The organism is Bacillus safensis FO-36b (assembly GCF_000691165.1).
Taxonomy (GTDB): Bacteria; Bacillota; Bacilli; order Bacillales; family Bacillaceae; genus Bacillus; species Bacillus safensis.
This window is the reverse complement of the sequence record NZ_ASJD01000006.1, coordinates 55,037-81,000: the sequence shown is the minus strand read 5'-3', so window position 1 is coordinate 81,000 and position 25,964 is coordinate 55,037. Positions and strand designations below refer to the sequence as shown.

20 protein-coding genes are annotated in these 25,964 nt (G+C 42.4%); 13 read left to right on the top strand and 7 right to left on the bottom strand.

Annotated features, from left to right (window positions below):
• Positions 1-10: 10 nt before the first annotated feature.
• Positions 11-1,276, top strand: coding sequence for a peptidase (locus tag BA81_RS13540; RefSeq protein WP_034282826.1), 1,266 nt, complete (start codon positions 11-13; stop codon positions 1,274-1,276).
• Positions 1,277-1,308: 32 nt separating this feature from the next.
• Here the strand turns inward: BA81_RS13540 and BA81_RS13535 are convergent, their stop codons facing one another.
• Positions 1,309-1,530, bottom strand: a complete 222-nt coding sequence (locus BA81_RS13535; protein WP_024424522.1) for a YgaP family membrane protein — start codon at positions 1,528-1,530, stop codon at positions 1,309-1,311.
• A gap of 125 nt (positions 1,531-1,655) precedes the next feature.
• Between BA81_RS13535 and BA81_RS13530 the strand changes: the two genes are divergently transcribed.
• Together BA81_RS13530 and BA81_RS13525 are read left to right on the top strand one after the other, a co-directional pair.
• Positions 1,656-3,398: an adenine deaminase C-terminal domain-containing protein gene (locus tag BA81_RS13530; protein ID WP_024426688.1), complete on the top strand. Its 1,743-nt coding sequence runs from the start codon at positions 1,656-1,658 to the stop codon at positions 3,396-3,398.
• A gap of 561 nt (positions 3,399-3,959) precedes the next feature.
• On the top strand, positions 3,960-4,274 hold the full coding sequence (locus BA81_RS13525) for a YerC/YecD family TrpR-related protein (RefSeq protein WP_024424524.1): 315 nt from the start codon (positions 3,960-3,962) through the stop codon (positions 4,272-4,274).
• Between the two features lie 251 nt (positions 4,275-4,525).
• Here the strand turns inward: BA81_RS13525 and BA81_RS13520 are convergent, their stop codons facing one another.
• Entirely contained in the window at positions 4,526-6,106 is a 1,581-nt protein-coding gene (locus BA81_RS13520; RefSeq protein ID WP_034282825.1) for an FMN-binding glutamate synthase family protein, read from the bottom strand.
• Positions 6,107-6,245: 139 nt separating this feature from the next.
• Here BA81_RS13520 and BA81_RS13515 point away from each other — a divergent pair, with 139 nt between their 5' ends.
• Positions 6,246-6,476: a hypothetical protein gene (locus BA81_RS13515; protein ID WP_017366762.1), complete on the top strand. Its 231-nt coding sequence runs from the start codon at positions 6,246-6,248 to the stop codon at positions 6,474-6,476.
• A gap of 23 nt (positions 6,477-6,499) precedes the next feature.
• On the opposite strand, the gene BA81_RS13510 is transcribed toward BA81_RS13515, so the two are convergent.
• Complete coding sequence (locus tag BA81_RS13510) at positions 6,500-6,865, bottom strand: DUF2283 domain-containing protein (RefSeq protein WP_034282823.1); 366 nt, start codon at positions 6,863-6,865, stop codon at positions 6,500-6,502.
• A gap of 273 nt (positions 6,866-7,138) precedes the next feature.
• On the opposite strand from BA81_RS13510, the gene pcrB reads away from it, so the two are divergent.
• From pcrB to BA81_RS13485, 5 genes are all read left to right on the top strand, one after another.
• Positions 7,139-7,831: a heptaprenylglyceryl phosphate synthase gene (gene pcrB / locus BA81_RS13505; RefSeq protein WP_034282821.1), complete on the top strand. Its 693-nt coding sequence runs from the start codon at positions 7,139-7,141 to the stop codon at positions 7,829-7,831.
• Between the two features lie 57 nt (positions 7,832-7,888).
• Complete coding sequence (pcrA, locus tag BA81_RS13500; protein ID WP_034282820.1) at positions 7,889-10,111, top strand: DNA helicase PcrA; 2,223 nt, start codon at positions 7,889-7,891, stop codon at positions 10,109-10,111.
• Positions 10,112-10,155: 44 nt separating this feature from the next.
• Positions 10,156-12,162 carry an NAD-dependent DNA ligase LigA gene (ligA, locus tag BA81_RS13495; RefSeq protein ID WP_024426682.1) on the top strand — a complete coding sequence of 669 codons (2,007 nt, stop codon included), beginning with the start codon at positions 10,156-10,158 and terminating at the stop codon, positions 12,160-12,162.
• 15 nt (positions 12,163-12,177) lie between these two features.
• The gene (locus BA81_RS13490) at positions 12,178-13,374 is read left to right on the top strand and encodes a CamS family sex pheromone protein (RefSeq protein ID WP_034282817.1); all 1,197 of its coding nucleotides are present in this window, start codon (positions 12,178-12,180) and stop codon (positions 13,372-13,374) included.
• A 127-nt stretch (positions 13,375-13,501) separates the two neighbouring features.
• The gene (locus tag BA81_RS13485) at positions 13,502-14,509 is read left to right on the top strand and encodes a phosphotransferase enzyme family protein (protein WP_034282815.1); all 1,008 of its coding nucleotides are present in this window, start codon (positions 13,502-13,504) and stop codon (positions 14,507-14,509) included.
• 43 nt (positions 14,510-14,552) lie between these two features.
• Here the strand turns inward: BA81_RS13485 and BA81_RS13480 are convergent, their stop codons facing one another.
• Positions 14,553-15,245: an MgtC/SapB family protein gene (locus BA81_RS13480; protein WP_024424547.1), complete on the bottom strand. Its 693-nt coding sequence runs from the start codon at positions 15,243-15,245 to the stop codon at positions 14,553-14,555.
• Between the two features lie 167 nt (positions 15,246-15,412).
• On the bottom strand, positions 15,413-16,894 hold the full coding sequence (putP, locus tag BA81_RS13475; RefSeq protein WP_034282812.1) for a sodium/proline symporter PutP: 1,482 nt from the start codon (positions 16,892-16,894) through the stop codon (positions 15,413-15,415).
• Between the two features lie 423 nt (positions 16,895-17,317).
• Between putP and gatC the strand changes: the two genes are divergently transcribed.
• The 3 genes from gatC to gatB are packed head-to-tail and all read left to right on the top strand — an operon-like array spanning position 17,318 to position 20,524.
• Positions 17,318-17,608, top strand: coding sequence for an Asp-tRNA(Asn)/Glu-tRNA(Gln) amidotransferase subunit GatC (gatC, locus tag BA81_RS13470; protein ID WP_034282810.1), 291 nt, complete (start codon positions 17,318-17,320; stop codon positions 17,606-17,608).
• 14 nt (positions 17,609-17,622) lie between these two features.
• The gene (gene gatA / locus BA81_RS13465; protein ID WP_034282808.1) at positions 17,623-19,080 is read left to right on the top strand and encodes an Asp-tRNA(Asn)/Glu-tRNA(Gln) amidotransferase subunit GatA; all 1,458 of its coding nucleotides are present in this window, start codon (positions 17,623-17,625) and stop codon (positions 19,078-19,080) included.
• A 13-nt stretch (positions 19,081-19,093) separates the two neighbouring features.
• Positions 19,094-20,524, top strand: a complete 1,431-nt coding sequence (gatB, locus tag BA81_RS13460; RefSeq protein ID WP_024424551.1) for an Asp-tRNA(Asn)/Glu-tRNA(Gln) amidotransferase subunit GatB — start codon at positions 19,094-19,096, stop codon at positions 20,522-20,524.
• A 179-nt stretch (positions 20,525-20,703) separates the two neighbouring features.
• On the opposite strand, the gene BA81_RS13455 is transcribed toward gatB, so the two are convergent.
• Positions 20,704-21,549 carry a TetR/AcrR family transcriptional regulator gene (locus BA81_RS13455; protein ID WP_034282806.1) on the bottom strand — a complete coding sequence of 282 codons (846 nt, stop codon included), beginning with the start codon at positions 21,547-21,549 and terminating at the stop codon, positions 20,704-20,706.
• A gap of 131 nt (positions 21,550-21,680) precedes the next feature.
• Here BA81_RS13455 and BA81_RS13450 point away from each other — a divergent pair, with 131 nt between their 5' ends.
• Entirely contained in the window at positions 21,681-24,881 is a 3,201-nt protein-coding gene (locus tag BA81_RS13450) for an efflux RND transporter permease subunit (RefSeq protein ID WP_034282804.1), read from the top strand.
• 31 nt (positions 24,882-24,912) lie between these two features.
• On the opposite strand, the gene BA81_RS13445 is transcribed toward BA81_RS13450, so the two are convergent.
• The gene (locus tag BA81_RS13445; protein WP_034282802.1) at positions 24,913-25,866 is read right to left on the bottom strand and encodes a nucleoside hydrolase; all 954 of its coding nucleotides are present in this window, start codon (positions 25,864-25,866) and stop codon (positions 24,913-24,915) included.
• Positions 25,867-25,964: the final 98 nt, after the last annotated feature.

Below are 25,964 nucleotides of genomic sequence, written 5' to 3'. Positions count from 1 at the left end.
GATGACCGACTTGCAGCCAACCACACGTATCAGAAACTGGATGAAAGAGCATAAGGAGGAAGCCGTGACGCTTCTTCAGCAAATGGTGCAATGTGACAGCACACAAGGAAATGAGCAAGAAGTACAGCAAATCGTAGCAAATAAACTTTCTGCCATTGGCTTTGATGTTGACGTATGGGACATTGGCGGGGATGACTTGCTGAACCATCCGTATTTTTATTCCCCGAGGCGTTCCTTTAAAGGAAGTCCCAATGTCGCCGGACGATTGAAAGGAAAAGGCGGAGGCAAATCTATTTTATTAAATGGGCATGTGGATGTTGTCCCAGCAGGTGATCACAAACAATGGACATATCCGCCCTACAGCGGGCATATCATAAACGGGAGACTTTATGGACGCGGGGCAACAGATATGAAAGGTGGAAACGTTTCTTTACTCTTTGCACTTGAGGCACTGCATGCGCTTCAGATTCCGCTGAAGGGAGATGTTGTGTTTCATAGTGTTGTCGAAGAAGAGAGCGGCGGTGCAGGCACCCTTGCAGCCATACTAAGAGGATATACCGCAGATGCAGCCATCATTCCAGAGCCAAGTCATATGAAAATCTTTCCGATTCAGCAGGGATCTAAATGGTTCAGACTGCATATTAAAGGAAGGGCTGCTCATGGCGGAACAAGATATCACGGCGTTTCTGCTATTGAAAAGAGCACGATTGTCCTTTCACGTATAGCGGCACTTGAAGAAGAAAGAAATCAGCGAATCACCGAGCCGCTGTTTCAGCATATCCCAATCCCGATCCCAATCAATATCGGGAAAATTCAAGGCGGTGATTGGCCATCCTCTGTAGCAGACCTTGTCACAATGGAAGGCAGGCTCGGGGTGATGCCCGGTGAAACGGTAGAACAGGCAGAGAAGGAATTAGAAAATTGGATGGCAGGACTCGGAGAAAAAGATGAATGGTTCCAAGAGCATCCTGTTGAGGTCGAATGGTTTGGTGCAAGATGGCTTCCGGGTTCAATCGATACAGATCATCCGCTTTTAGGTTTATTGAAGGAACAATATGAAGCGGTCATGAAGCAGCCGCCGAAAATCGAAGCCGCCCCTTGGGGAACTGACGGCGGATTACTGTCACAGGCAGCAGGTATTCCGATCATCGTGTTTGGACCGGGAACAACGGAGCTTGCCCATTTTCCGAATGAATCCATTGACATTGAGCATGTGATTGAAGCAGCTGAAATTATTGCAGGGACAATGGTCGAATGGTGTGAAGCAGCGGAATGAGATGAAAATGATCACAAAAAAAGAAGGCTGCCTTACTCAGCCTTCTCTTTATGTGTGTCCTGCTGCTCACACATATATGTCACTGGACAAAAACGAAGAATGCCAGATCCCAGTTTCATACCGCCAAACATGATGCCCAAAAGCAGCATTTTACTCCATGGTTTTCTAGCATATAAGGATCCAGCCACAGTACATATTGTCATTCCGCAGGCAATTCTAATGAGCGCTTCCATTAAGCCGAGATTAGGTTTCATTGAAGGTGAATCTCCTTTTTTAAATTATTTTAAGTGTGATTTCAAGAAATTGTAACGTTTCATTAATGCGTAACGTAGTTCGTTATGTTACGATAGGGCTAATACAAATGAAGGAGAGTATGTGAATGTCCGAACGTACTTTTAATTGGAGAAACAATGACATCCGCACACAAATCGATGTAGTCGACTCAAAAATAGTTCCAACACTCCTTTTAACGAATGGACTCGTGCTTAACCCGTTTTTGAAGCAATGGGTGAAGGCAAATATTTGGATACATGATGATCGAATTGTTTATGTCGGAGCAGAGCTTCCTCAAAATAAATCAGCTAAACGTGTGATTGATTGTGAAGGGAAATACATTGTGCCTGGGTATATAGAGCCTCACGCGCATCCGTTCCATATTTATAATCCCCAATCACTTGCAGAATATGTGTCTCAATTTGGCACAACAACGATGGTCAGCGATAACTTATTTCTTCTTTTGCAAAGCAATGAAAAGAAAGCGCTTTCCACCTTATGTGAATTAAAAAAGCAGCCATTTCAGTATTTCTGGTGGTCCAGATACGATCTTCAAACGGAAGTCAGATATGAAGATGAGATGCTGCCAGTCAACTACCGGAAGGAATGGATTGATCATCCTGACGTCCTCCAAGGCGGCGAATTAACAAGCTGGCCAAGATTGATGGACGGTGACGATCTCATTTTATATTGCATGCAAGAAACAAAGAAGCAGAGAAAACGAATTGAAGGGCATTTCCCAGGAGCTTCTGAGAAAACGCTAACAAAAATGAAGCTGTTTGGCGCGGACAGTGATCATGAAGCGATGAATGCCGACGATGTGTTAAAACGCTTGTCCCTTGGCTATCATGTTTCATTGCGGCATTCTTCCATCCGCCCAGATTTAGTGAACATTTTAAGAGAACTGCATGAGCGTGACTTTAGACACTATGATCACTTTTTCTATACAACAGATGGTGCTGCCCCTCACTTTTATGAGGAAGGCATGATTAACCGTTTGATTTCGATTGCCCTTGAAGAAGGCGTGCCGATCATTGATGCGTATAATATGGCGACATTTAACATTGCAAAATACTATCAAATTGATGATTTACTAGGCGTTGTTGGCCCAGGCCGACTGGCTTCTTTGAATATTTTAGATGATCCAATGAACCCAAATCCTGAAACGGTGATATCTAAAGGGGTTATTCTCAAATTAGATGGCGAGAACCAGCATCAATTCCAAGAAACAAAATGGGAAAATGGCGGGCTTGCTCCATTAGATTTAAGCTACGACCTCACGATGAGTGATTTGCAATTCTCTATGCCGCTAGGTGTGAAGATGAGAAATGCTGTCATCATGGAGCCTTATACAGTGGAAATTGATAACTCAATCAACCAGCTGTCATGTGACCATGATCAAAGCTTCTTTAGCCTGATTGACCGAAAAGGTGAGTGGCGTGTGAATACGATGCTAAAAGGGTTCGCAAATAAAGTGCAGGGCTTTGTCAGCTCATTTTCGCTCACGGGTGATATTTTAGTGATCGGGAAGAATAAAGAAGATATGATGCTGGCACATAAGCGGATGAAAGAAATTGGCGGGGGAATCGTACTCACAGAGAACGGGAAAATTTTGCACGAAATCCCGCTGCAATTATCCGGCTGTGCATCGGCTGAACCATTTGAGACTGTTCTTCAGCAGGAACAAACATTACGCGAGCTGCTCATTGAGCGTGGCTATCCATTTGACTGCCCAATTGATACACTTGTCTTTTTCCAAAGTACACATTTGCCGTATATTCGAGTGACACCAAGAGGAATATTTGATGTCATGAAAAAAACTGTACTCTTTCCGTCTATAATGCGTTAAAATATAACAGAGTGGAGCTGTATCATCTTTGCCGCATTTCTGACTGCTGTTATAGGGCAGAAGTGAGCCATGGTTCTCTTCACTGCCATGTAAGTGATCATGATCTTATGTGGAGCTGTTGACAAAGCAGAGGGCTTTGACATGACGAATGAAGTACTCTAATTGTAAAATGAATTTGCCGGTTACGCTGACCGGCCAACATATTTTGAATAACCCGAGCAAGGCGGGGCGCATATTTGTGGTCTCGCCGAGCTTTCCGTAAAGCCTGTATATGAGGGCAGAAGACCTAACCAAGCAGAAGTCATCTTTATACCGGAAGCAAACAAGTTTGTCAGATTGTCATACAAGGAAAATGACAGAACTTGTCGAATTTGTTTACGATAAAGAAGCTTCGGCTTACGAAAGAACCTGACGGCATTTTCAGCGTAGAACCAAACCTGTCATGATCTGTTCAAAGCTCATTGCTGAGGTTTTAAAAAAATTAGTCAGGAAAGATACCGCTTTCTTAGAAGAAGATCGTGCGAAGCGGTGTGGCAATAGTAAAGGAGAAGATGTATTAAGATGCAAATTGATAAATTAAGGGGCAAAAGCTTAGATCAGTTATTCAACTCCATCTTATCCCTTAAAGACCTGGAAGAATGTTATCGATTCTTTGATGATTTATGTACCATCAATGAAATCCAATCTTTATCACAGCGTCTTGAAGTAGCGCGTATGCTTCGTGAGGGAAACACGTATCATAAAATTGAGACGGAAACAGGTGCAAGCACTGCAACCATCTCACGTGTCAAACGCTGCTTGAACTATGGCAACGATGCCTATACAATGGCACTTGACCGCGTAGCAGAACAGCAGGAAAATAACGAAACAAAATAAAGCAGCTTTCACTGTAAACAATCCTTTTCACGAAAAATGGACTTGTTTGCAGTTTTTTTATGAAAAGGCGGGCAGGGGCTGATAAAGTGTCCCTGTTTTTTTACTTTAGCTCGCCCATCAACCATCTTTCTCCTTCATAGGAGATGCCGTCTTCGCTTGAGATGATTTCCTTAAACTCTACTGTTTGCAAACTTAGTACGCGATTGATCAAAAATATTAACAAAAAAGGCGCGTTTCCGCACCTTTTCGAGCTAGACAGATGGCTGTGTGCCTGAGAACATCGGCACTTCGCTTGTCTCGCCATTCTCTTGTCTAAAAATAATATGTTTTTCATTAAAATGAATAGGCGATTCTATACCCGCAGCTGCGGATAAATTAAACAAACCTTCTCTAAGAGACAGGATATAATTGCACACTCGGTATTTTTTTTCTTCAATCGATAAACCCTTTTGCAGCTTTGGATCAGTCGTGGCGACCCCGACCGGGCATTTATTCGTGTGGCAGACTTGGGCGCGAATGCATCCGACTGAAAACATGAGACCTCTGGCAATATTCACAAAGTCAGCTCCCATTGAAAGGGCGATCGCAATTTTATCAGGCGAGAGAAGCTTGCCAGAAGCAAAGAGTTTCACCTGATGTCTGACACCGTATTCTTTCAATATTTGATGAACCATTGGGAGCGCCGTGAAAATCGGCAGCCCTGCGGAATCCGCCAATTCATGAAAGGACGCCCCTGTACCGCCTTCTCCGCCATCCACTGTAATGAAATCAGGGTGTTTCCCGCTTTTTTTCATATAGCTGGCGAGCTCTTCAATATTTTCTTTATGTCCGACAACAAGTTTGATTCCAACTGGCTTTCCGCCTATGCTCCGCAGCTGTTCAATGAAATCAAACATGTCAGGAATGGAGTGGAACATCTCAAAGCGGTTTGGGCTGTCAATGGATTGGTGAGGCGGTAATTTACGGATATTCGCTATTTCTTCCGTCACCTTTTCGCCGTCAATATGACCGCCGCGTGTTTTTGCTCCTTGTGCCAGCTTGAGTTCAAAGGCTTTGACTTCCTCGTGTTCGCTTTTTTTCTTGAATTCTTCAAAGGAAAATGCGCCATCCTCTGTTCTAACGCCAAATAAACCAGGCCCAATCTGGCAAATGATATCTGCGCCGCCTTTGAGGTGATAAGGAGAAAGCCCGCCTTCACCTGTGTTCATCCACGTCCCGCCGGCCATTTTTAATCCTGAAGATAGAGCTGTAATCGCCCTGTCGCCTAAGGAGCCGTAGCTCATGGCAGATTGACCGATCAGTCCTTTCACATGGAAAGGCTTTTGACATGTATGTTCGCCAATGACTTGTACATCCTCTTGATGAAGAAAGTAAGGATTTGCTTCGACTTCTTTGACATGTTCACTTCTTCTCAGTAAATTGTCTTGATCAATCTGATACACTTTCGTTTTGATTTTTTCAGATTGATCGATGCGAAGTTCATTTCGCTGCTTTGGAAACAAAACGTTTCGAATGTAATAGCCTGGCTTGTCAAAATCACGTTTTGATCCAAAGCCCATCGTCCGGCTTTTGTACTTCCCTGACATGACCGCCTGCTCGTATTCTCTTCTTGAGAAGGGCAGTTCCTCTCGGTCATTCAGAAACAGATATTGGCGAAGCTCAGGTCCTATTTTTTCAAAGATAAACCGCAGCTTTCCAATGACCGGATAATTTCGCAGAACTGAATGTTCTTCTTGTTTTTCATCCCTCATCCAAATCCAGATCAATAGAATGATTGGGATGATCAAACAAATGACTAGCAATGCGCTGATGACAATTAAAGTTGTTGTCACGAAGATCCCCTCTTTTCTCTTTCATTGCTGTTGTTATTCCACTTTTTAATGAAAGAGAAACCACACCAGCATATTGTGACGTTTAGAAATGAAAAGGCGGGGTAACTTACAAATAAGATCATAAGGGGAGGGAACATACATGAATAAGCGTCCAAATGCGTATGTACTTGCAGGATTAGGGGTTGGAGGTGCTGTGTTATTAGCGGTAAAAAATAAACAGCATCTGAAAAAATGGGCAAGCATGTTCCGGTCAGATGAAAAGGTTCCTGAAAAAGCCGGCCACCCAGATCCATTAGATATCCAAGACAACAAGATGGTCGACGAAGGGGCCATGACATCCGTCCATTATTTTAATGAAGTGAGACAATAATTTGAAAAAACCGTTTTGAAAGATCAAAACGGTTTTTTTCTTGTGATGTTATAGCGAAGAGGATCGAAAATAGTAAAACCGATCAGCTCATTGTGATCAGGTGTTGAGAATTGGAATTCAACGCCTGACAGTTGATAGGTTGAGAGAATTTCCTGATCCGTCAAACGTAAAGAAAGCTCATCCTCATAAACCGGTGTGTTCCGCAGCACTTTGGATTCTTCTGAAAATAACTCCAAGCCAGCCACTCGGCCCTCTTGGTCGATATCTACATTGACACATTCATTGACATCTAATTCAATGGTTTTTTTGATTTTCATATGCTTCGCTTGCGGGGTGATATAGATGTATCCGATGTCTATATTTTGTTCATATGTAATCGTTCTTTTCAACTGAGTCACCTCTGCTTAATAGATGGTTTTTAAATCTATAGTAAAATATCCCTTTATTGTATAATAGCATGTGACAAAGTGCCAAAATAACAACCTCTTTCAGCTCCTCTTTGAGTGAATTTTTTAACTATTCTCCAGCAATTTTTTCTAAAGTCACAATCACCCATTTTCAAAAGAATGAAACTTTTAGCTAAAGGAGGTTACCCATTTTTTGCGGCCTTTGATTTTGTTATAATATTTAAATGGAATGAAACGAATGGAGGAACGTTTTTCATGTATGATGTTACCGAGTGGAAGCATGTCTTTAAACTCGATCCAAATAAAGAAATTTCCGATGAACAGCTAGAAGCAATTTGCGAATCTGGGACGGATGCCATATTGATTGGCGGAAGTGATCATGTGACAGAGGACAACGTGCTTCAATTGATGTCAAAGGTCCGCCGGTTTCTAGTGCCATGTGTGCTCGAAATCTCCACACATGAGATGATTGTGCCTGGCTTTGATCTGTATTTCATCCCGACCGTTTTAAACAGCTCTCACCCTGACTGGATTGTTGGGCTGCACAAGGACGCAATGAAGGAATTCGGTGATTTGATGTCAATGGAAGAGATTGTGCCTGAAGGTTATGTCATCTTAAATGAAGATTGTAAAGCGGCCAAGCTTACAGAGGCAAATACAGCGCTGGATATTGATGACGTCAGGGCATATGCAAGAGTGGCAGAGCATTTGATGAAGCTGCCCGTTTTTTATCTGGAATACAGTGGAACGCTTGGAGACATAGAGCTTGTCAAAGAAACAAAAGCAGTGCTTGATGAAACAGTTCTTTTTTATGGCGGCGGCATCGAGAACGCTAAGCAGGCAAAAGACTTCTCCCAGCATGCAGACGTTGTGGTTGTAGGAAACGTCATTTATGACAATTTCAAAGAAGCATTAAAGACAGTCGAAGCAGTCAAAAAGTCATCATAGTCAAATAAGACGAAACGGGTTAAAATAGAACATAAGTTCGAATTGGCGGTGAATGGAATGAATGAAATATCGAATCATCTATTAGAAGGGCTGAATGACGCGCAGAAAGAAGCAGTCAAAGCAACAGACGGTCCTCTATTGTTGATGGCAGGAGCAGGAAGCGGGAAGACACGGGTGCTCACACATCGAATTGCCTACTTAATGGCAGAAAAGCATGTGGCGCCGTGGAACATTTTAGCGATTACATTTACAAATAAAGCAGCACGTGAAATGCGTGAACGTGTCCAGGCAATTTTAGGGCCTGGCGCAGATGACATCTGGATCTCTACGTTTCACAGCATGTGTGTCCGTATTTTAAGACGCGATATTGACCGTATTGGTGTGAATCGCAACTTCTCTATTTTAGACACATCTGATCAGCTTTCAGTTATTAAAAACATTTTAAAAGAACGGAATATCGATCCTAAAAAGTTTGACCCGCGCAGCATTTTAGGTTCCATCAGCAGTGCAAAAAACGAACTGATTGACGAAGAGGAATACGCCAAAACAGCTGGTGATTTCTATGATCAAGTGGTCAGCGATGTCTATACAGATTATCAAAAGCGTTTACTCAAAAACCAATCACTCGACTTTGATGATTTAATTATGATGACAATTCGTCTGTTTGAGCGCATTCCTGAAGTATTAGAGCACTATCAGCGGAAATTCCAATACATTCATGTGGATGAGTATCAGGATACGAACAGAGCACAGTACATGCTTGTGAAACTGCTCGCGCAGCGCTTTCAAAATATATGTGTTGTCGGTGACTCGGATCAGTCTATTTATCGCTGGCGCGGAGCGGATATTACAAACATTCTCTCCTTTGAAAAAGATTATCCATCCAGTGAAGTGATTCTGCTTGAGCAAAATTACAGATCGACGAAACGCATTTTGCATGCCGCAAATACGGTCATTCAAAACAATGCAAACCGGAAGCCGAAAAATCTTTGGACAGAAAATGATGAAGGAGCGAAGATTGCCTATTATCGTGCAGATAATGAATTTGGTGAAGGACAATTTGTCGCAGGAAAGATTCGTCAGCTTCATCAGAGCGGAAAGCGCAAATTATCCGATTTTGCGATCCTTTACCGGACAAATGCTCAGTCTCGTGTCATAGAGGAAACGTTAATGAAAGCCAACATTCAGTACAATATTGTCGGCGGCACGAAGTTCTATGACAGAAAAGAGATCAAAGACATTTTGGCATACTTACGCCTAGTGGCAAACCCAGATGACGATATTAGTTTTGCGCGAATTGTCAACGTACCAAAGCGCGGAATCGGGGCGACATCTGTTGATAAAATTGCAGCATATGCGGAGATGAATGACCTGTCTATGTTTGAAGCACTTGGTCAGGTGGATTTCATTGGACTGAGTGCACGGGCAGCCAATGCGCTTGATGAGTTCAAACAGCTCATTGATCAAATGACGAACATGCAGGATTATTTATCTGTCACTGAATTAACAGAAGAAATTCTAGAGAAAACAGGCTATCGTGAAGCGCTGAAGCTTGAAAAAACGATTGAAGCACAAAGCCGCTTAGAAAATATTGACGAGTTTCTATCCGTCACTAAGAACTTTGAAGAACAAAATGAAGACAAGTCACTTGTGACCTTCCTGACAGATCTCGCCCTCGTCGCAGACATTGATAAACTGGATGAGAATGAAGAAGAAGATCAGGATGCCGTCATCTTAATGACACTTCACGCTGCAAAAGGTCTAGAATTCCCTGTTGTTTTCTTAATGGGAATGGAGGAAGGTGTCTTCCCGCACAGCCGTTCATTAATGGAAGATGCAGAGATGGAAGAAGAGCGCCGCCTCGCTTATGTAGGCATCACACGGGCTGAAGAAGAGCTTTATTTATCAAGTGCAAAAATGAGAACACTTTTCGGCCGGACGAACATGAACCTTGAATCAAGATTCATTCGAGAAATACCAGCCGATTTATTGGACAACCTAAATGAGAAAAAAGAAACAAAAACACCGTTTGGCCAAACAAGAGAAAGACCGCAAAGACGGGGACCAGTCTCGCGTCCGCAAACTCAAACGATTCAAAACACAGGCGGCGGCAGTATTGGCTGGGCTGTGGGCGATAAAGCGGCCCATAAAAAATGGGGCGTTGGTACGGTTGTGAGTGTGAAAGGCAGCGGAGACAGCACAGAGCTTGATATTGCGTTCCCAAGCCCGACAGGCATTAAACGTCTTCTCGCAGCATTTGCTCCAATCGAGAAGCAATAGACTGATCGGACTGACAAAACGGATGAATTGAAAGGAAGAAGCAGATGGATAAAGAAGCAGCGAAACGCCGGATCGAGGAACTGCACCAGATTTTGAATCAATACAACTACGAATATCATACACTTGATCGTCCAAGTGTTCCTGACGCTGAATATGATGCGCGGATGCGTGAGCTGATCTCTCTGGAGGAAGAACACCCTGACTTAAAAGCAGCGGATTCTCCTTCACAAAGAGTAGGCGGCGCTGTTTTAGACGCCTTCCAAAAAGTGCGTCATGGCACACCGATGCTCAGCCTTGGGAATGCGTTTAATGAACAGGACCTTCTTGATTTTGACCGCCGGGTTCGTCAAGCAGTCGGTGACGATATCGCATACAATGTCGAGCTGAAAATTGATGGACTCGCTGTTTCTCTCCGTTATGAAAATGGCGTGTTTGTCCGAGGAGCGACACGCGGAGATGGAACAACGGGGGAGGATATTACTGAAAACCTCAAAACGATTCGTTCCATCCCGCTTAAAATCAAACGCCCTCTGTCGATTGAAGTGAGAGGCGAGGCATTTATGCCAAAACCTTCTTTTGAAGCATTAAATGAAAAAAGAATACAAAACGAAGAAGAGCCGTTTGCAAACCCGCGTAATGCGGCTGCAGGTTCACTTCGTCAGCTTGATACGAAAATTGCAGCGAAACGAAACCTTGATATATTCGTCTACAGTATAGCGGAGCTTGATGAAATTGGTGTTGAAACGCAAAGCGCAGGACTTGATCTTCTCGACGAACTTGGCTTTAAAACAAACAAAGAAAGACGGATGTGCCAAACGATCGAAGAAGTCATCGACCTTATTGAAACATTAAAAGTAAAGCGTGCCGATTTTTCATATGAAATCGATGGAATTGTCATTAAAGTCGATTCACTGGCTCAGCAGGAAGAACTCGGCTTTACAGCAAAAAGCCCGCGCTGGGCGGTTGCGTACAAGTTTCCGGCTGAAGAGGTCGTAACGAAGCTGCTTGATATTGAACTAAGTGTCGGACGTACAGGCGTGATTACACCAACAGCAATTCTTGAGCCTGTCAAAGTAGCAGGGACGACAGTGCAGCGTGCATCGCTTCATAATGAAGATTTGATCAAAGAAAAGGATATTCGCTTGTTTGATCAGGTGATTGTGAAAAAAGCCGGCGATATTATTCCTGAAGTGGCAGGTGTCCTTGTCGATCAGCGTACAGGCGAAGAAAAGCCGTTTCACATGCCAACTGAATGTCCAGAGTGTCATAGTGAGCTGGTGCGAATCGAAGGCGAAGTGGCCTTGCGATGCATCAATCCAGAATGTCCTGCCCAAATACGTGAGGGTCTCATTCACTTCGTTTCCCGTAATGCAATGAATATTGATGGGCTTGGCGAGCGGGTCATTACACAGCTCTTCAAGGAACAGCTCGTTTCTCGTGTGTCAGACCTTTACCGATTAACAAAAGAAGAGCTGATTCAGCTTGAACGAATGGGCGAAAAATCTGTCGACAATTTACTGCGTTCGATTGAGCAGTCGAAAGAAAACTCTCTTGAGCGTTTACTATTTGGACTCGGCATTCGATTTATTGGTTCAAAGGCGGCAAAGACCTTGGCGATGCATTTCGAAAACATCGATCAATTAAAGCAAGCAACGAAAGAACAATTACTTGAAGTCGACGAAATTGGTGAAAAAATGGCTGATGCCGTCGTCACGTACTTTGAGAAAGAAGAAATACTCGATCTGCTGAACGAACTAAAAGAGCTTGGAGTCAATATGACCTATACAGGGCCAAAGCCGGTAAAAGCAGAAGAAAGTGATTCCTATTTTGCAGGAAAAACCATTGTGCTGACAGGAAAGTTAGAAGAAATGGCTAGAAACGATGCAAAAGCAGCGATCGAAGCATTAGGCGGCAAGCTGGCAGGCAGTGTGAGTAAAAAAACAGATCTAGTCATTGCCGGAGAAGCAGCGGGGAGTAAGCTGACAAAGGCAGAAGAACTCAATATTGAAATTTGGGACGAAGCTAAAATGCTCGAGGAGCTAAAGAAATAAGAGGAGTGTTTTCTATTGAAAAAGTTGTTATTGCTGCTGACAATGCTCACACTGGTATTGTCAGCGTGTGCACCTTTTGGGGGAAAGGAAGAGGAAGAGGTCACACAAAAAACGGATGAAACGAAGGAAACAAAGGAAACAGCCATCATCCCGATGTACAATATCTCAGACTCCTATTACAAAATGGTGCTGCCGTTTAAACAAGGAGCTGCGAGAGGTTTAACAGCGGAGCGTCTCAACACACGCTTGGACATTGATGAATTTGAAACAGGACTCATGCGCCTCGCAACAGAGTCATTTAATACAAACGACTATCTTTTCCAAGAAGGACAGCATTTAGATGAGGACACCGTTCTCAACTGGCTGGCACGCAAAAAAACAGGCAGTGATCTGAAAAAGGCAGAAAAAGAAGATAAAGACTTTAAGAATCTAGGCTTAAATCCTGCTCTTCCAAACTCAGGTTCAACAAAGTCTAAAAATGAAAATAGTCCTATCTACTTAGCTTCGATGCTAGAGCATAATTACTTAATTCGAAAAGACAAAAACAGCTTACAGCTTGGCGGAGTTGTCATTGGTCTTGCACTGAACTCTGTTTATTATTACCGTGAAAAGATCGGTGACCCGCAGCAAGAGGTGACCATCGATTCATCGAAAAATTCAAAGAAACTTTTGGCAGAGGGTGAAAAAATCGCTGAACAAGTGGTTAAGCGCATTCGTCAAATGGACGGACTGCAAAAAGTGCCTGTCATGATTGCCCTTTATAAGCAAGCACCAAAATCATCTATCGTTCCAGGCAACTTTATCGCCAAAACGGATGTGAAAGCAGGCTCTGCTGATATCGGAAATTGGGATACGCTCAATGAGGAGAATGTATTCTTCCCTTCAGATAATGCGAAAAGCAGCTACAAAGATGATTCAGAGCGATTTGACCGCTTCAAGACAAAGGTCGAAGACTACTTCCCGAATTACACTGGTGTTGTAGGAAAAGGCTTTTACAAAAACGGCAACCTGCAAAAAATGAAAATCGAAATTCCAATGCAGTTCTATGGAAAAACGGAAGTTGTAGCCTTCACACAATATTTAACGGGTGAAGTCATGGATTATTACAAGAGTACCAATATTGAAATCAACATTACATCTTCTGATCAACAAGAAGCCCTGATCACGAAAAATGCTGAAGACAAAGAACCGACTGTTCATATATATGACTAAATAAGAGGGATTTCCAAACTCTTGTCAAAATATTAGTAGAAACCAAGAAGAAAGGCAGGTATGTTGATGCTCGTATAATGCTGATTACCGTCAAGAACATTTAAAAAGACGATAAAGGAGAATCAGCATGCATAAAGAAGTAAAAGCACGATACGATGAACAGAAAGTCTTAAAGAAAGCGGCTCACTTGTATAAATTTCAGCTTGACCAAGTCACATTTCTAGCCGATGCAGAAAATTATGTGTATGAATATAAGGCAATGAATGGGGAGAATTATATATTAAAAATCACCCATACCATTCGTCGTTCACCCACATATATTTTAGGAGAAATGGACTGGATTCGATTCCTGTCTCATCATGGAATTTCCGTAGCAAAGCCGATTTCATCAGCAAGAGGAAAAGACGTTGAAACCATTCCTGATCAAGCCGGAGGCGCATTTTTACTCCGTGTGTATGAAAAAGCACCGGGGAGAAAAGTGAATGAAGGAGATTGGAATGGGGAGCTGTTTGAAGCGTTAGGGTCCTATACAGGACGAATGCATCAAATAACAAAACGATATCAAGTAAAAGATCCTCTTTATAAGCGTCAAGAGTGGTATGAAGAGGAGCAATTAAAGCTTGATCAATATATTCCGTCTGATCAAACGGTTGTTTTGCGAAGAAAAGATGAACTGATGCAAAAGCTTCACCAGCTCCGAATTTCGAAGGATGTGTATGGGCTGGTGCATGCCGATTTGCATCACGGGAACTTTCATTATCATCAAGGAGAGATTATCGCATTTGATTTTGATGATATTGGATATCACTGGTTTATCAATGATATTAGTATTTTGCTATACAATGTTCTTTGGTATCCAGTGATTCCATATGATGATAAAGCTGAATTTACGGCAGAATTTATGAGTCATTTTTTAAAAGGCTATCGACAGGAGAATGAGCTTGATGACGCGTGGCTGGCAACAATCCCTGATTTTCTCATGCTGCGTCATATGCTTATTTATGGGCTTTTACATCAAGCATTTGATCTCCAAACAATGACTTCTGACCAAAAAGCCATGCTGTCATGTTTTCGAAAGGAAATTGAGCAAAAAACACCAATTACTCCTTTTGACTTTCAACAGCTGGCCCGATAAAAGAAACCCCTTGCTGTGTCAAACAGCAAGGGGTTTTTTATGACTACACCGTATCACACTTCACGCCAACGACGCCTTCTAGATCTTTAATATCAAAGTACACATCGGTTGTATAGCGGTCTTTATGCACACGTACGCGTACTTCCATGATCGGATAGTCCTTTTCTTTTAAATCATCAATTCGTACAGAATGAATGCGGATATTGAGGGCTTTCATTTCTTTTAAAATATCGGTCATGCGGTTTCGGTCAGAAAGAGACATTCTGATGCGGATTTCTTTTTCCTGCAGGCGAATCGGTCCGATCCGCTGGAAGAGCCATGGCAGGAATTCGACACTAATGAGAATAAAGAAAAGACTGAGGAAGGCTTCTTTATAAAATCCTGCACCTGTTGCAACCCCAAGTCCTGCTGCTCCCCATATCATCGCAGAAGTCGTGAGTCCTGAGATGACATCATTGCTTTTTCGAAGAATCACACCTGCTCCAATAAAACCAACACCAGATATAATTTGCGCCGGTAACCTGAGTGGGTCCATTTGAAGCTTAGAGACTCGAGGGAAATTGTAGGCTGCATCAATGCTGATGATGGTTAGGACGCAGGAGCTGACAGCAATGACAATACACGTTTTTAAGCCGAGGGGCTTTTTCTTCAGCTCTCGTTCAAGCCCGATAATCAGACCGATTAAGGTGGCCACGGCTAATTTTAAGACTGTATCCCATTCAATTGTCCAAAACATGCGTATCGCTCCTTTCACTTCATGTACGTTTCACAACATGTATATGATCTTCTCACAGCCCATATGGCTGCACAACTCTTATTTTATTCAGTTTCTGAAGAAAGAAAAGCTTTTTATTTTATTTAAAAAGAGAGTCATCCGCATAGGGCAGATGACTCTTCAATTCTTTATTTTGTTTCTTCTTCAAGATGATCTTCCATTTTGTGAAATAGCTGTTTTGATGCTTTTGACGGCTTACTTGTCAATAAGCTCACAATAATGGCAGCTAATCCACTAAGGGTAAAGCCTGGAATCATTTCATAAATACCTGTGGCATGGTTGAGGCCTGTTGTAATCCATGTCAGAACCACAACTGCACCAACGATCATTCCAACTAGGGCACCGTGATGATTCATTCGTTTCCAGTATAGGCAAAGCAAGATGACTGGACCAAATGAAGAACCAAATCCTGCCCACGCATAACCGACAAGGTCAAGAATGGTGTCACTTGGGTTAAGTGAAAGGCAGAGAGCAATCACAGCGACAACGAGTACAGACATCCGGCCAATCATGACGAGCTCTTTGTCTGATGCTGTTTTTCTAAAGAACGTTCTGTATAGATCCTCTGTCATGGCACTTGCTGTGACAAGCAGCTGAGACGAAATTGAACTCATAATCGCAGCTAAAATGGCAGAAAGTAAAAATCCAGTGATATATGGATGGAACAATACTTTAGAAAAAACGATAAAGATGGTTTCAGGATCAGCAAGATTCATACCCGTTTCATGAACATAGGCAACACCCACTAAACCGACAGACAGTGATCCAATCACTGAAATAATCATCCAGCTCATTCCAATTCGGCGTGCTGGTTTTAAATCTTTAACAGACGTAATGGCCATAAAGCGCACGATAATATGCGGCTGTCCAAAGTAACCTAGTCCCCAAGCAAGGAAGGAAATAATGCCAATGACGCTCGTTCCTCTAAAAATATCAAGCAATTTAGGGTCAATCTGTTGAATATCTTGGAATGTAGCAACAGGTCCGCCTAATTGTGTAAAGGCAACGATCGGCACGAGCACTAATGCTAAAAACATGATAGCTCCTTGGACAAAGTCCGTTAAGCTCACTGCCAAAAATCCGCCGAACAATGTATACAAAATGACAATACTTGACGTCAAAATCAGTCCAAACATGTAGTGAGCACCGAATGCTGACTCAAATAAACGTCCGCCTGATACCATCCCAGACGATGTATACAGCGTAAAGAAAATTAAAATGATGACGGCTGAAACAGCTTTTAATAAAGCAGATGATCCTTTGAATCGTTTATCAAAGAAATCAGGAATCGTAATCGCATCATCCGCAATCTCTGTATAAGAACGTAAACGAGGTGCAAGAATGAGGTAGTTCAAGTAAGCACCAACGATTAAACCAATCGCAAGCCAGGCTGTCGATAAACCTGTTTTATACATCTCACCTGGCACACCCATCAGCATCCATCCGCTCATGTCCGCAGCACCTGCTGAAAGGGCTGTAACGAATGGGCCAAGCCCGCGTCCGCCAAGCATATAATCATTTAAATCATGTGTTTTCCTGAATGCATACCAGCCAATGGCAAGCATCCCGATAAAATAAATAGATAAGGAAATTGTAACTTCAATACTCATTTTGTGTTCTCACCTTTTTCGTATTAATTTGACATCACCTCAATCAAAATATACAGAAGAGCGATGGCAGCTTTTTTGCTTGACTGTCCCGCTCACTGCTATGGTTACTTAACCTAACAGAGTATTCCCAAGTGATCAACCTGCCTAAACCTCTTCATTTTGAAGAAAAAATGGACAGATCGGTGATAAGAACCAGTATGTAAGCGGTTACAAAAATAAACAAAAGTAAAAATTTTCTGAAAAATAAAAAGTCACTTGATGAATATTTCATTTATTGGTTTGATAAGAAGACGTTTTCAAGAAAACGAACCTTTCACCGCACCTTCGTAAAGTTGCTTTAGAACAGTAAAATTTGATATGATAAAGTGTATATGACTTATGATCATGACCACGAGTACGCATCATTTTTGGAGGTGAACCTGCATGTCAAGAATTTCATTAGAAGAAGTCAAGCACGTTGCCCATTTAGCAAGGCTTGCGATTACAGAAGAAGAAGCTGAGATGTTTACAGAACAGCTTGATAGCATCATTTCATTTGCAGAGCAGTTAAACGAGGTAGATACGGAAAACGTTGAACCTACTACACACGTATTAAAAATGAAAAACGTCATGAGAGAAGATGTTCCGAATAAAGGTCTTTCCATTGAGGCAGTCGTCAAAAACGCGCCTGATCATAAAGACGGTTATATTCGTGTGCCATCAATTTTGGACTAAAGGAGGCCCGAGACATGTCACTGTTTGATCACAAAATTTCTGAATTAAAAGAGCTTTTACATAAAAAGGAACTGTCTGTTTCTGATTTAGTGGACGAGTCTTATAAACGAATCAATGAAGTAGACGGGAAAGTACAAGCATTCCTTGCACTGGACGAAGAAAAAGCACGTGCGTATGCAAAGGAATTGGACGAGGCAGTTGGTGAAAAGGACGAGCTTGGCCTATTGTTCGGTATGCCGATCGGTGTGAAAGATAACATTGTTACAAAGGATTTGCGTACAACAGCTTCAAGTAAAATCCTGCAAAACTTTGATCCGATTTATGATGCAACCGTTGTGAACCGTCTAAGAGAGGCTGAAGCAGTCACAATCGGTAAATTAAATATGGACGAATTCGCAATGGGATCTTCTACGGAGAACTCAGGCTACAAAGCGACGAAAAACCCATGGAATTTAAACACCGTTCCAGGCGGATCGAGCGGTGGATCAGCAGCTTCTGTTGCAGCAGGTGAAGTACCGTTCTCACTTGGTTCAGATACTGGCGGTTCTATTCGTCAGCCGGCATCTTTCTGCGGGGTTGTCGGTCTTAAGCCGACATATGGCCGTGTATCCAGATACGGATTAATCGCATTTGCTTCATCATTAGACCAAATTGGTCCGATTACACGTAATGTAGAGGACAACGCATATGTTCTTCAAGCAATTGCTGGTGTCGATCAAATGGACGCAACAAGCGCAAATGTCGATGTCCCAGATTTTCTTTCTTCATTAACTGGCGACATCAAAGGCTTGAAAATTGCTGTGCCGAAAGAATACCTTGGCGAAGGTGTTGGCGAGGAAGCAAAAGAATCTGTTCTTCAAGCGTTAAAAGTATTAGAAGGACTTGGTGCTTCGTGGGAAGAAGTGTCTCTTCCGCATTCTAAATACGCGCTTGCGACTTACTACTTACTGTCTTCTTCAGAAGCATCTGCAAACCTTGCACGTTTTGACGGCATCCGCTATGGCTACCGTACAGATAATGCAGACAACCTGATTGATTTATACAAAAATACTCGTTCTGAAGGCTTCGGAGACGAAGTGAAGCGCCGCATCATGCTTGGTACATTCGCGCTAAGCTCAGGATATTACGATGCGTACTATAAAAAAGCGCAAAAAGTCCGTACATTGATCAAAAAAGACTTTGAAGATGTTTTCGAAAAGTATGATGTCATTGTAGGACCAACAACGCCGACTCCTGCATTTAACATTGGTGAAAAGACAAGCGACCCGCTAACCATGTATGCAAACGATATTTTAACGATCCCTGTTAACCTTGCAGGCGTTCCAGGAATCAGTGTGCCTTGTGGGTTTGCAAATGGCCTTCCGTTAGGACTGCAAATCATCGGCAAGCACTTTGACGAAGGAACAGTGTACCGCGTGGCTCACGCTTTTGAGCAAGCAACAGATCATCATAAAGCAAAACCTGAACTGTAAGGGGTGAATCAGAATGAACTTTGAAACGGTAATTGGACTTGAAGTCCACGTAGAGCTAAAAACACAATCGAAAATTTTCTCAAGCTCGCCGACACCTTTTGGTGCAGCTGCCAACACGCAAACAAGTGTCATCGACCTTGGATATCCTGGCGTACTGCCTGTACTGAACAAAGAAGCGGTGAACTTTGCGATGAAAGCGGCCATGGCGCTGAACTGTGAAATCGCAACAGATACAAAATTTGACCGTAAAAACTACTTCTATCCTGATAACCCAAAGGCGTATCAAATTTCTCAATTTGATAAACCGATCGGTGAAAACGGCTGGATTGAAATTGAAGTAGAAGGCAAAACAAAACGAATCGGTATTACGCGTCTCCATTTGGAAGAGGATGCTGGGAAACTGACGCACACAGGCGACGGTTACTCACTCGTCGATTTCAACCGTCAAGGCACACCGCTTGTTGAAATCGTATCTGAGCCAGACATTCGCACGCCAGAAGAAGCGTATGCTTACTTAGAGAAATTAAAATCCATTATTCAATATACAGGCGTTTCTGACTGTAAGATGGAAGAAGGCTCACTTCGCTGTGATGCCAATATTTCTCTTCGCCCAATCGGCCGTGAAGAGTTTGGTACAAAGACAGAGCTCAAAAACTTGAACTCATTCGCTTTCGTACAAAAAGGCCTTGAATTCGAAGAGAAGCGTCAAGAGCAAGTATTGCTTTCTGGCGGATTGATCGAACAGGAAACCCGCCGTTATGACGAAGCGTCTAAAAAGACGATCCTGATGCGTGTCAAAGAGGGATCTGATGATTACCGCTACTTCCCAGAACCAGATTTGGTGGAACTGTACATTGATGACGAGTGGAAAGAACGCGTAAGAGCATCGATCCCAGAGCTTCCAGACGAGCGCCGCAAACGCTATATCGATGAGCTTGGACTCCCTGCATACGATGCAATGGTACTCACGCTGACGAAAGAAATGTCTGATTTCTTTGAAGCGACCATTTCAGAAGGTGCAGAAGCGAAGCAAGCATCGAACTGGCTCATGGGTGAAGTATCTGCTTACTTAAACTCTGCTCAAAAAGAGCTGGACGATACAAAGCTAACGCCGCAAGGACTTGCTGGCATGATCAAGCTTATTGAAAAAGGAACAATTTCCTCTAAGATTGCGAAAAAGGTATTCAAAGAGCTCATTGAAAATGGAGGAGATGCAGAAACAATCGTCAAAGAAAAAGGACTTGTCCAAATTTCTGACGAAGGTGCACTGCTCAAACTTGTCACAGAAGCACTTGATAACAACCCGCAATCCATTGAAGACTTTAAAAATGGTAAAGACCGCGCGATTGGTTTCTTAGTCGGACAAATCATGAAAGCATCGAAGGGCCAAGCTAACCCGCCGATGGTGAACAAGATTCTCCTTGAAGAAATCAAAAAACGCTAAATCGCAAAAAACCGCCTGATGAAACAGGCGGTTTTTTTGCTTGAAATGACAGGGTCTTAACATAGATTCAGACCACCGCCGTATATCAATTTAGAGAATCTTTTCTTATAATGAAGCATAAGCGAAAGTGCACATTCGAAGGGGGAAAGGTGAGCTAAATCGAAAAACAGAACGTCATGTTACTGAAGAAACAGCTTCAATTGCTCCACTGCTCTTAGAACAGCAGGCTCCTCACACTTTTCTAAATTCGTCAGCATTCCTTGGATGACTGGCTTACGAGGTTCAGCTTTTGCCAGCTCTTCTTCAATCACTTCAATGGATACAACGGTATCATCTGAAAGCAGATGCTCAAGCTTTAACAAGCGAAGCTCCTCTTGAAGGGAAGCAGCACTCGGCGCTTCATCATCCCAAATGCTTTGCTTCAAAATCGGCTTCGTCTGAGAACGAAGCAAGCCGTGAACCAGATCATCAAACCGTTCGAGTATAAAGGATGAGAGCTCATCAAATGATAATTTCATTTGATCCTGTAAAAGCAGAACCTGCACATATGATTGGATAATTCCTTGAATCATGACTGACAGGTCAGTTATATATGGTTCGATTTCCTGTCCATAAGTGGTCAAGATGGAAATTTGAATTTCATCGTTCATTTGCTTTTTCACAGTTTTTGAATACTTTTTAATCTGCTGGTTTTCCGGAATAATGTTCTCGCTGAGGATCAGAATGATAAAATCCTTGTTCTCAGCAAAATGCTGAAACTGTTCAGCGATTTGTTTCTGAAAGATCTCTCTCGGCGCGAGATGCTGATTCTCTTTTCGAATCATTTCGATAGTTTGCATCGAAGTGTCGATATAATATTCAAACGCTCGGTTGAAAAGCTGTTCTTTTGATTTGAAATGTAAATAAAATGCGCCTTTTGATATTCCGCATTCATCTGCAATTTCCTGAATGGTCGTAGAAGAAAAACCCTTTTTCGCAAACAATTGGATGCTTGCTTTAATGATTTTTTCTTTTTTTTCGTTCATGAAATAAGGCCCCTTCAGCTTTAGAATGTTACGTCAAACGCAAGTGAAATGGTTGACGGCATTGTATATCACCGTTTATTATGATATAGAATGACCAGTCAGTCAATACATAAAGGAAAATGGAGGATATAATGAATTCGATCATCAATTTTGTATTAAAGAATAAGTTCGCTGTATGGCTCATGACGATTATCGTAACAGTTGCTGGTCTATATGCCGGATTGAATATGAAACAAGAATCAATCCCTAATATCAACACGCCAGTCATTACGGTTTCTACAACGTACCCTGGCGCAACGCCGGACGAAGTATCAGATAAGGTGACAGATCCAATTGAAAAATCGATTCAAAACCTCAATGGGGTCAGCGTGGTCACTTCTAATTCATTTGAAAATGCATCATCCATTCAAATCGAGTACGATTACAACAAAGACATGGATGAAGCAAAAAAGGAAATTGAAGATGCGATTAGCAATATCGATTTCCCTGAAAATGCAGAAAAACCTAAAATCGCACGCTTTAGTATTAATGCGATTCCAATCCTAGCTCTTAGTGTCTCTGGTGATAAAGAATCATTACAAGACCTTACACAAAAAGTAGAAAATGATCTCGTTCCTTCACTTCAAGGATTAGACGGTGTCTCTTCTGTCGAAACTTCAGGACAGCAAATCAAAGAAGTAGAATTTTCGTTTAAACAAAAGAAATTGAAAGAATACGGTCTAGATGAAGATACCGTCCAAAACATGATCAAAGGCTCTGATGTGAATGTACCATTAGGTCTATACACATTTGGCAACAAACAAAAATCAGTTGTCGTGGACGGCAATATTTTAAGCGTCAAAGATTTGAAAAACATGCGTATTCCAGTCACACCAAGTGCAGGCGGCGGTGCGGGAAGCGCTGGAGCTGGAGCACCTTCTAACGGCTCAGAAAACCCAGGTGCGCAAGGTGCGGAGCAGCAGGCTGGAAGTGCAAGTCAGCAGCAAGCAGGTGCAGCAAGCAGTCAATCTGTAGAGCTGCCGACGATCAAGCTATCTGAGATAGCAGATATTAAAGTCGTAAAAGATGCAGAATCGATCTCTAGAACGAACGGAAAAGACAGTATCGGTCTGCAAATTGTTAAAGGTTCTGATGCCAACACAGTGAGTGTAGCAGAAGAAGTGACAAAAGAGCTTGAGAAATTTAAAAAAGACAACAAAGGCATCAAAGTAAGCACCACATATGATCAAGCAGGACCGATTAAAGAGTCTGTCAGCACAATGCTGAACAAGGCGATCATCGGAGCAATCTTTGCGATCATTATCATTATGTTGTTCCTTCGAGATATCAAATCAACATTAATTTCGGTCATTTCCATTCCGTTATCTCTGTTGATTGCTGTTTTATTATTAAATCAGCTGGATATTACATTAAATATCATGACACTTGGTGCCATGACCGTCGCCATTGGGCGTGTTGTCGATGACTCGATAGTGGTCATAGAAAACATCTATCGACGAATGGCATTAAAGGATGAACCATTAAAAGGCAAGGCACTCGTCAGAGAAGCCACAAAAGAAATGTTTATCCCGATTATGTCTTCGACCATTGTGACTATTGCAGTATTCTTACCGTTAGCATTAGTAGGTGGAATGATTGGTGAACTATTCATCCCATTTGCCCTAACGATTGTGTTTGCGTTACTTGCTTCACTGCTTGTCGCCATTACAATTGTTCCAATGATGGCACACAGTCTATTTAAAAAGAATCTCTACGGCACAGCGAAAAAAGTAAAAGAACATAAACCAAGCAAGCTTGCTGGCGGTTATAGACGTGTACTTAATTGGACACTCAACCATAAATGGATCACATCAGGAATTGCCATTCTTATGCTTGTCGGAAGCTTATTCTTAGCACCACTTGTCGGTGTCAGCTTCTTACCACAGGAAGCAGAGAAAACGGCCATGGTGACATACACGCCAGAGCCTGGACAAACGAGAGAGCAAGCAATTGATGAAACGAAAAAAGCTGAAGATTATTTGATGAAACGTGATCATGTCAATACAGTTCAGTATTCACTAGGCTCTTCAAATGCCATGACAGCAAGTGTTGGCGGTAACTCTAACGGTGCATTATTCTTCGTACAATATGATGATGACACGCCAAACTTTGATAAAGAAAAAGACCGCGTGGTCAAAGCTCTGCAAGATAAAGCATCTAAAGGGGAATGGAAATCACAAGACTTCTCATCTGCTGGTGCAAGCAATACGGTGACGTACTATGTGTACGGGGATAAAGCAAGTGATATTGAAGGCACAGTAAAAGATGTTGAGAACATCTTAAAAGATGAGAAAAACCTGAAAAATGTCAGCACAAGCTTATCTGAGAAATACGACGAATATACGTTTAATGCAGATCAAGAAAAACTAGCGAAACTAGGTCTAACTGCTTCACAAATCGCTCAAGCGATTGCACCTCAAAATAGTGAAACAACACTGACGAAAGTCACAGAGGACGGCAAAGAACTTGATGTGAAGCTTCAAACGGAAAAAGATGAATATAAGAGCAAAAAAGATTTAGAAAATAAAAAGATCACCACACCAACAGGGCAAGAAGTCCGTATTGGTGATGTCGTCAAAGTAAAAGATGGTACGACAGCAAATACGGTGACAAAACGTGATGGGAAAATCTACGCAGAAGTGTCTGGTGACATGACAACAGACGACGTCTCAAGTGTAACGCAGGATGTTCAGAAGAAAGTCGACAAGCTTGATCTAAAATCTGGCGTAACGATTGACACAGGCGGCGTAAGTGCGGATATTGAGGAATCCTTTACACAGCTTGGCCTTGCAATGCTTGCAGCGATTGCCATTGTGTATCTCGTTCTCGTCATCACATTTGGCGGAGGACTTGCACCATTTGCGATTCTCTTCTCACTGCCATTTACGATTATTGGCGCACTGCTTGGATTGTTTATAGCAAAAGAAACCATCAGCTTAAATGCCATGATTGGATTGCTCATGCTGATCGGTATCGTTGTAACAAATGCCATTGTCTTGATTGACCGCGTGATTCATAAAGAAAAAGAAGGTCTCACAACAAGAGAAGCATTACTTGAAGCTGGAACAACAAGATTACGCCCAATCTTAATGACGGCACTTGCGACGATCGGTGCACTGCTGCCACTCGCATTAGGATTTGAAGGCGGAAGCCAGATCGTATCAAAAGGACTTGGCGTAACCGTAATTGGCGGTTTAACAAGTTCTACACTTCTCACATTGGTCATCGTCCCAATCGTGTATGAAATGTTAAGCAAGTTTAGACGTAAGAAAAAGTACGCAGAAGAAGAGTAAGAGGAAGCCCCGCCAATGAGCGGGGCTTTTTTTATGTTGAAATCTGACAAACGGCTTTTCTCATAAGCTCTTCAAATGCGTGGAAAAAGGCATCACGATCGACATGGTCAATCACTTGAATTGATTTTCCATCTGGATGCTCTTCAGTGCGACCTTGTCTAGGCGTTTCGGTATAAACGATTGCGTTCACTTCTTTTGAACGGGTAAATGATGTAGAAGCAAGAGTAATCGTTGTTAGCACGTCCCATAAGTAGTAAGTCGAGTTCGTTTCATGATGAATGAGCGGCGGACAAAAGGCGTAGCACTGTCCGATAAAATCTATTCCAATATGAGAACGAAGAGAAGCCCAGCGCTGACGTACATCAAGTGTAAGCGGGACTTGATTTGTACTTTCAAGTGCGACCATTTCAATAGGGAACGGTTCCTGAAAGACAGTGCTCACAGCATAAGGGTCCCAAAAGGCATTCCATTCTGCTGTCCCGTCATGCTCGGGTTCTTCAACATTGCCTTTTTCAAGGAACGTGCCGCCCATCCACACCAATTTCTCAATTTTATTAGAGATCGAAGGATCTTCTTCTAAAGCGCGTGCAAGATCTGTGAGCGGACCAGTAAAGAGCAGGGTGACAGGTTCTTTTGCCTTCTTAACCGTTTCAATCAGATGAAGGTGTGCTGGCAGCTTGGACACTTTTGTATCAACAGTGCCTTTTTCATTTAAAATTGGCAGAGCATCTACATAAAAAGCATGCATCCGCCACTCCTTCGGAAATGGATTGACGCCTCTAGAAGTTGAAGCAGCGACTTCCATTTCATAAGGGCTGAATCGATCAATGATTTTTTGAGATGCACTGAGAGCAGGCTCTAAATAACAATCAGCAGGAATCACAGACACTCCGATGACTTTCAGATGTTCCATTTGAAGGAGAAGAAATAAAGAGACGAGGTCATCAACACCGCCGTCATGATTAAAATAGACAGGCTTTTTCATCGCATATCATCCTTTACAGCGTTTTCTTTTATCTTATCAGAATGCTTTCTTGCTGCGGGAAATGTGGTAGGAGATTTCACATATTAGGTGGTTGTTTT

Coding starts and splice junctions, on each gene's coding strand:
- BA81_RS13535 (WP_024424522.1), bottom strand. CDS start 1,530: ATGAAACCTAATCTCGGCTTAATGGAAGCGCTCATTAGAATTGCCTGC.
- BA81_RS13530 (WP_024426688.1), top strand. CDS start 1,656: ATGTCCGAACGTACTTTTAATTGGAGAAACAATGACATCCGCACACAA.
- BA81_RS13525 (WP_024424524.1), top strand. CDS start 3,960: ATGCAAATTGATAAATTAAGGGGCAAAAGCTTAGATCAGTTATTCAAC.
- BA81_RS13515 (WP_017366762.1), top strand. CDS start 6,246: ATGAATAAGCGTCCAAATGCGTATGTACTTGCAGGATTAGGGGTTGGA.
- pcrB (WP_034282821.1), top strand. CDS start 7,139: ATGTATGATGTTACCGAGTGGAAGCATGTCTTTAAACTCGATCCAAAT.
- pcrA (WP_034282820.1), top strand. CDS start 7,889: ATGAATGAAATATCGAATCATCTATTAGAAGGGCTGAATGACGCGCAG.
- ligA (WP_024426682.1), top strand. CDS start 10,156: ATGGATAAAGAAGCAGCGAAACGCCGGATCGAGGAACTGCACCAGATT.
- BA81_RS13485 (WP_034282815.1), top strand. CDS start 13,502: ATGCATAAAGAAGTAAAAGCACGATACGATGAACAGAAAGTCTTAAAG.
- BA81_RS13480 (WP_024424547.1), bottom strand. CDS start 15,245: ATGTTTTGGACAATTGAATGGGATACAGTCTTAAAATTAGCCGTGGCC.
- putP (WP_034282812.1), bottom strand. CDS start 16,894: ATGAGTATTGAAGTTACAATTTCCTTATCTATTTATTTTATCGGGATG.
- gatC (WP_034282810.1), top strand. CDS start 17,318: ATGTCAAGAATTTCATTAGAAGAAGTCAAGCACGTTGCCCATTTAGCA.
- gatA (WP_034282808.1), top strand. CDS start 17,623: ATGTCACTGTTTGATCACAAAATTTCTGAATTAAAAGAGCTTTTACAT.
- gatB (WP_024424551.1), top strand. CDS start 19,094: ATGAACTTTGAAACGGTAATTGGACTTGAAGTCCACGTAGAGCTAAAA.
- BA81_RS13455 (WP_034282806.1), bottom strand. CDS start 21,549: ATGAACGAAAAAAAAGAAAAAATCATTAAAGCAAGCATCCAATTGTTT.
- BA81_RS13450 (WP_034282804.1), top strand. CDS start 21,681: ATGAATTCGATCATCAATTTTGTATTAAAGAATAAGTTCGCTGTATGG.
- BA81_RS13445 (WP_034282802.1), bottom strand. CDS start 25,866: ATGAAAAAGCCTGTCTATTTTAATCATGACGGCGGTGTTGATGACCTC.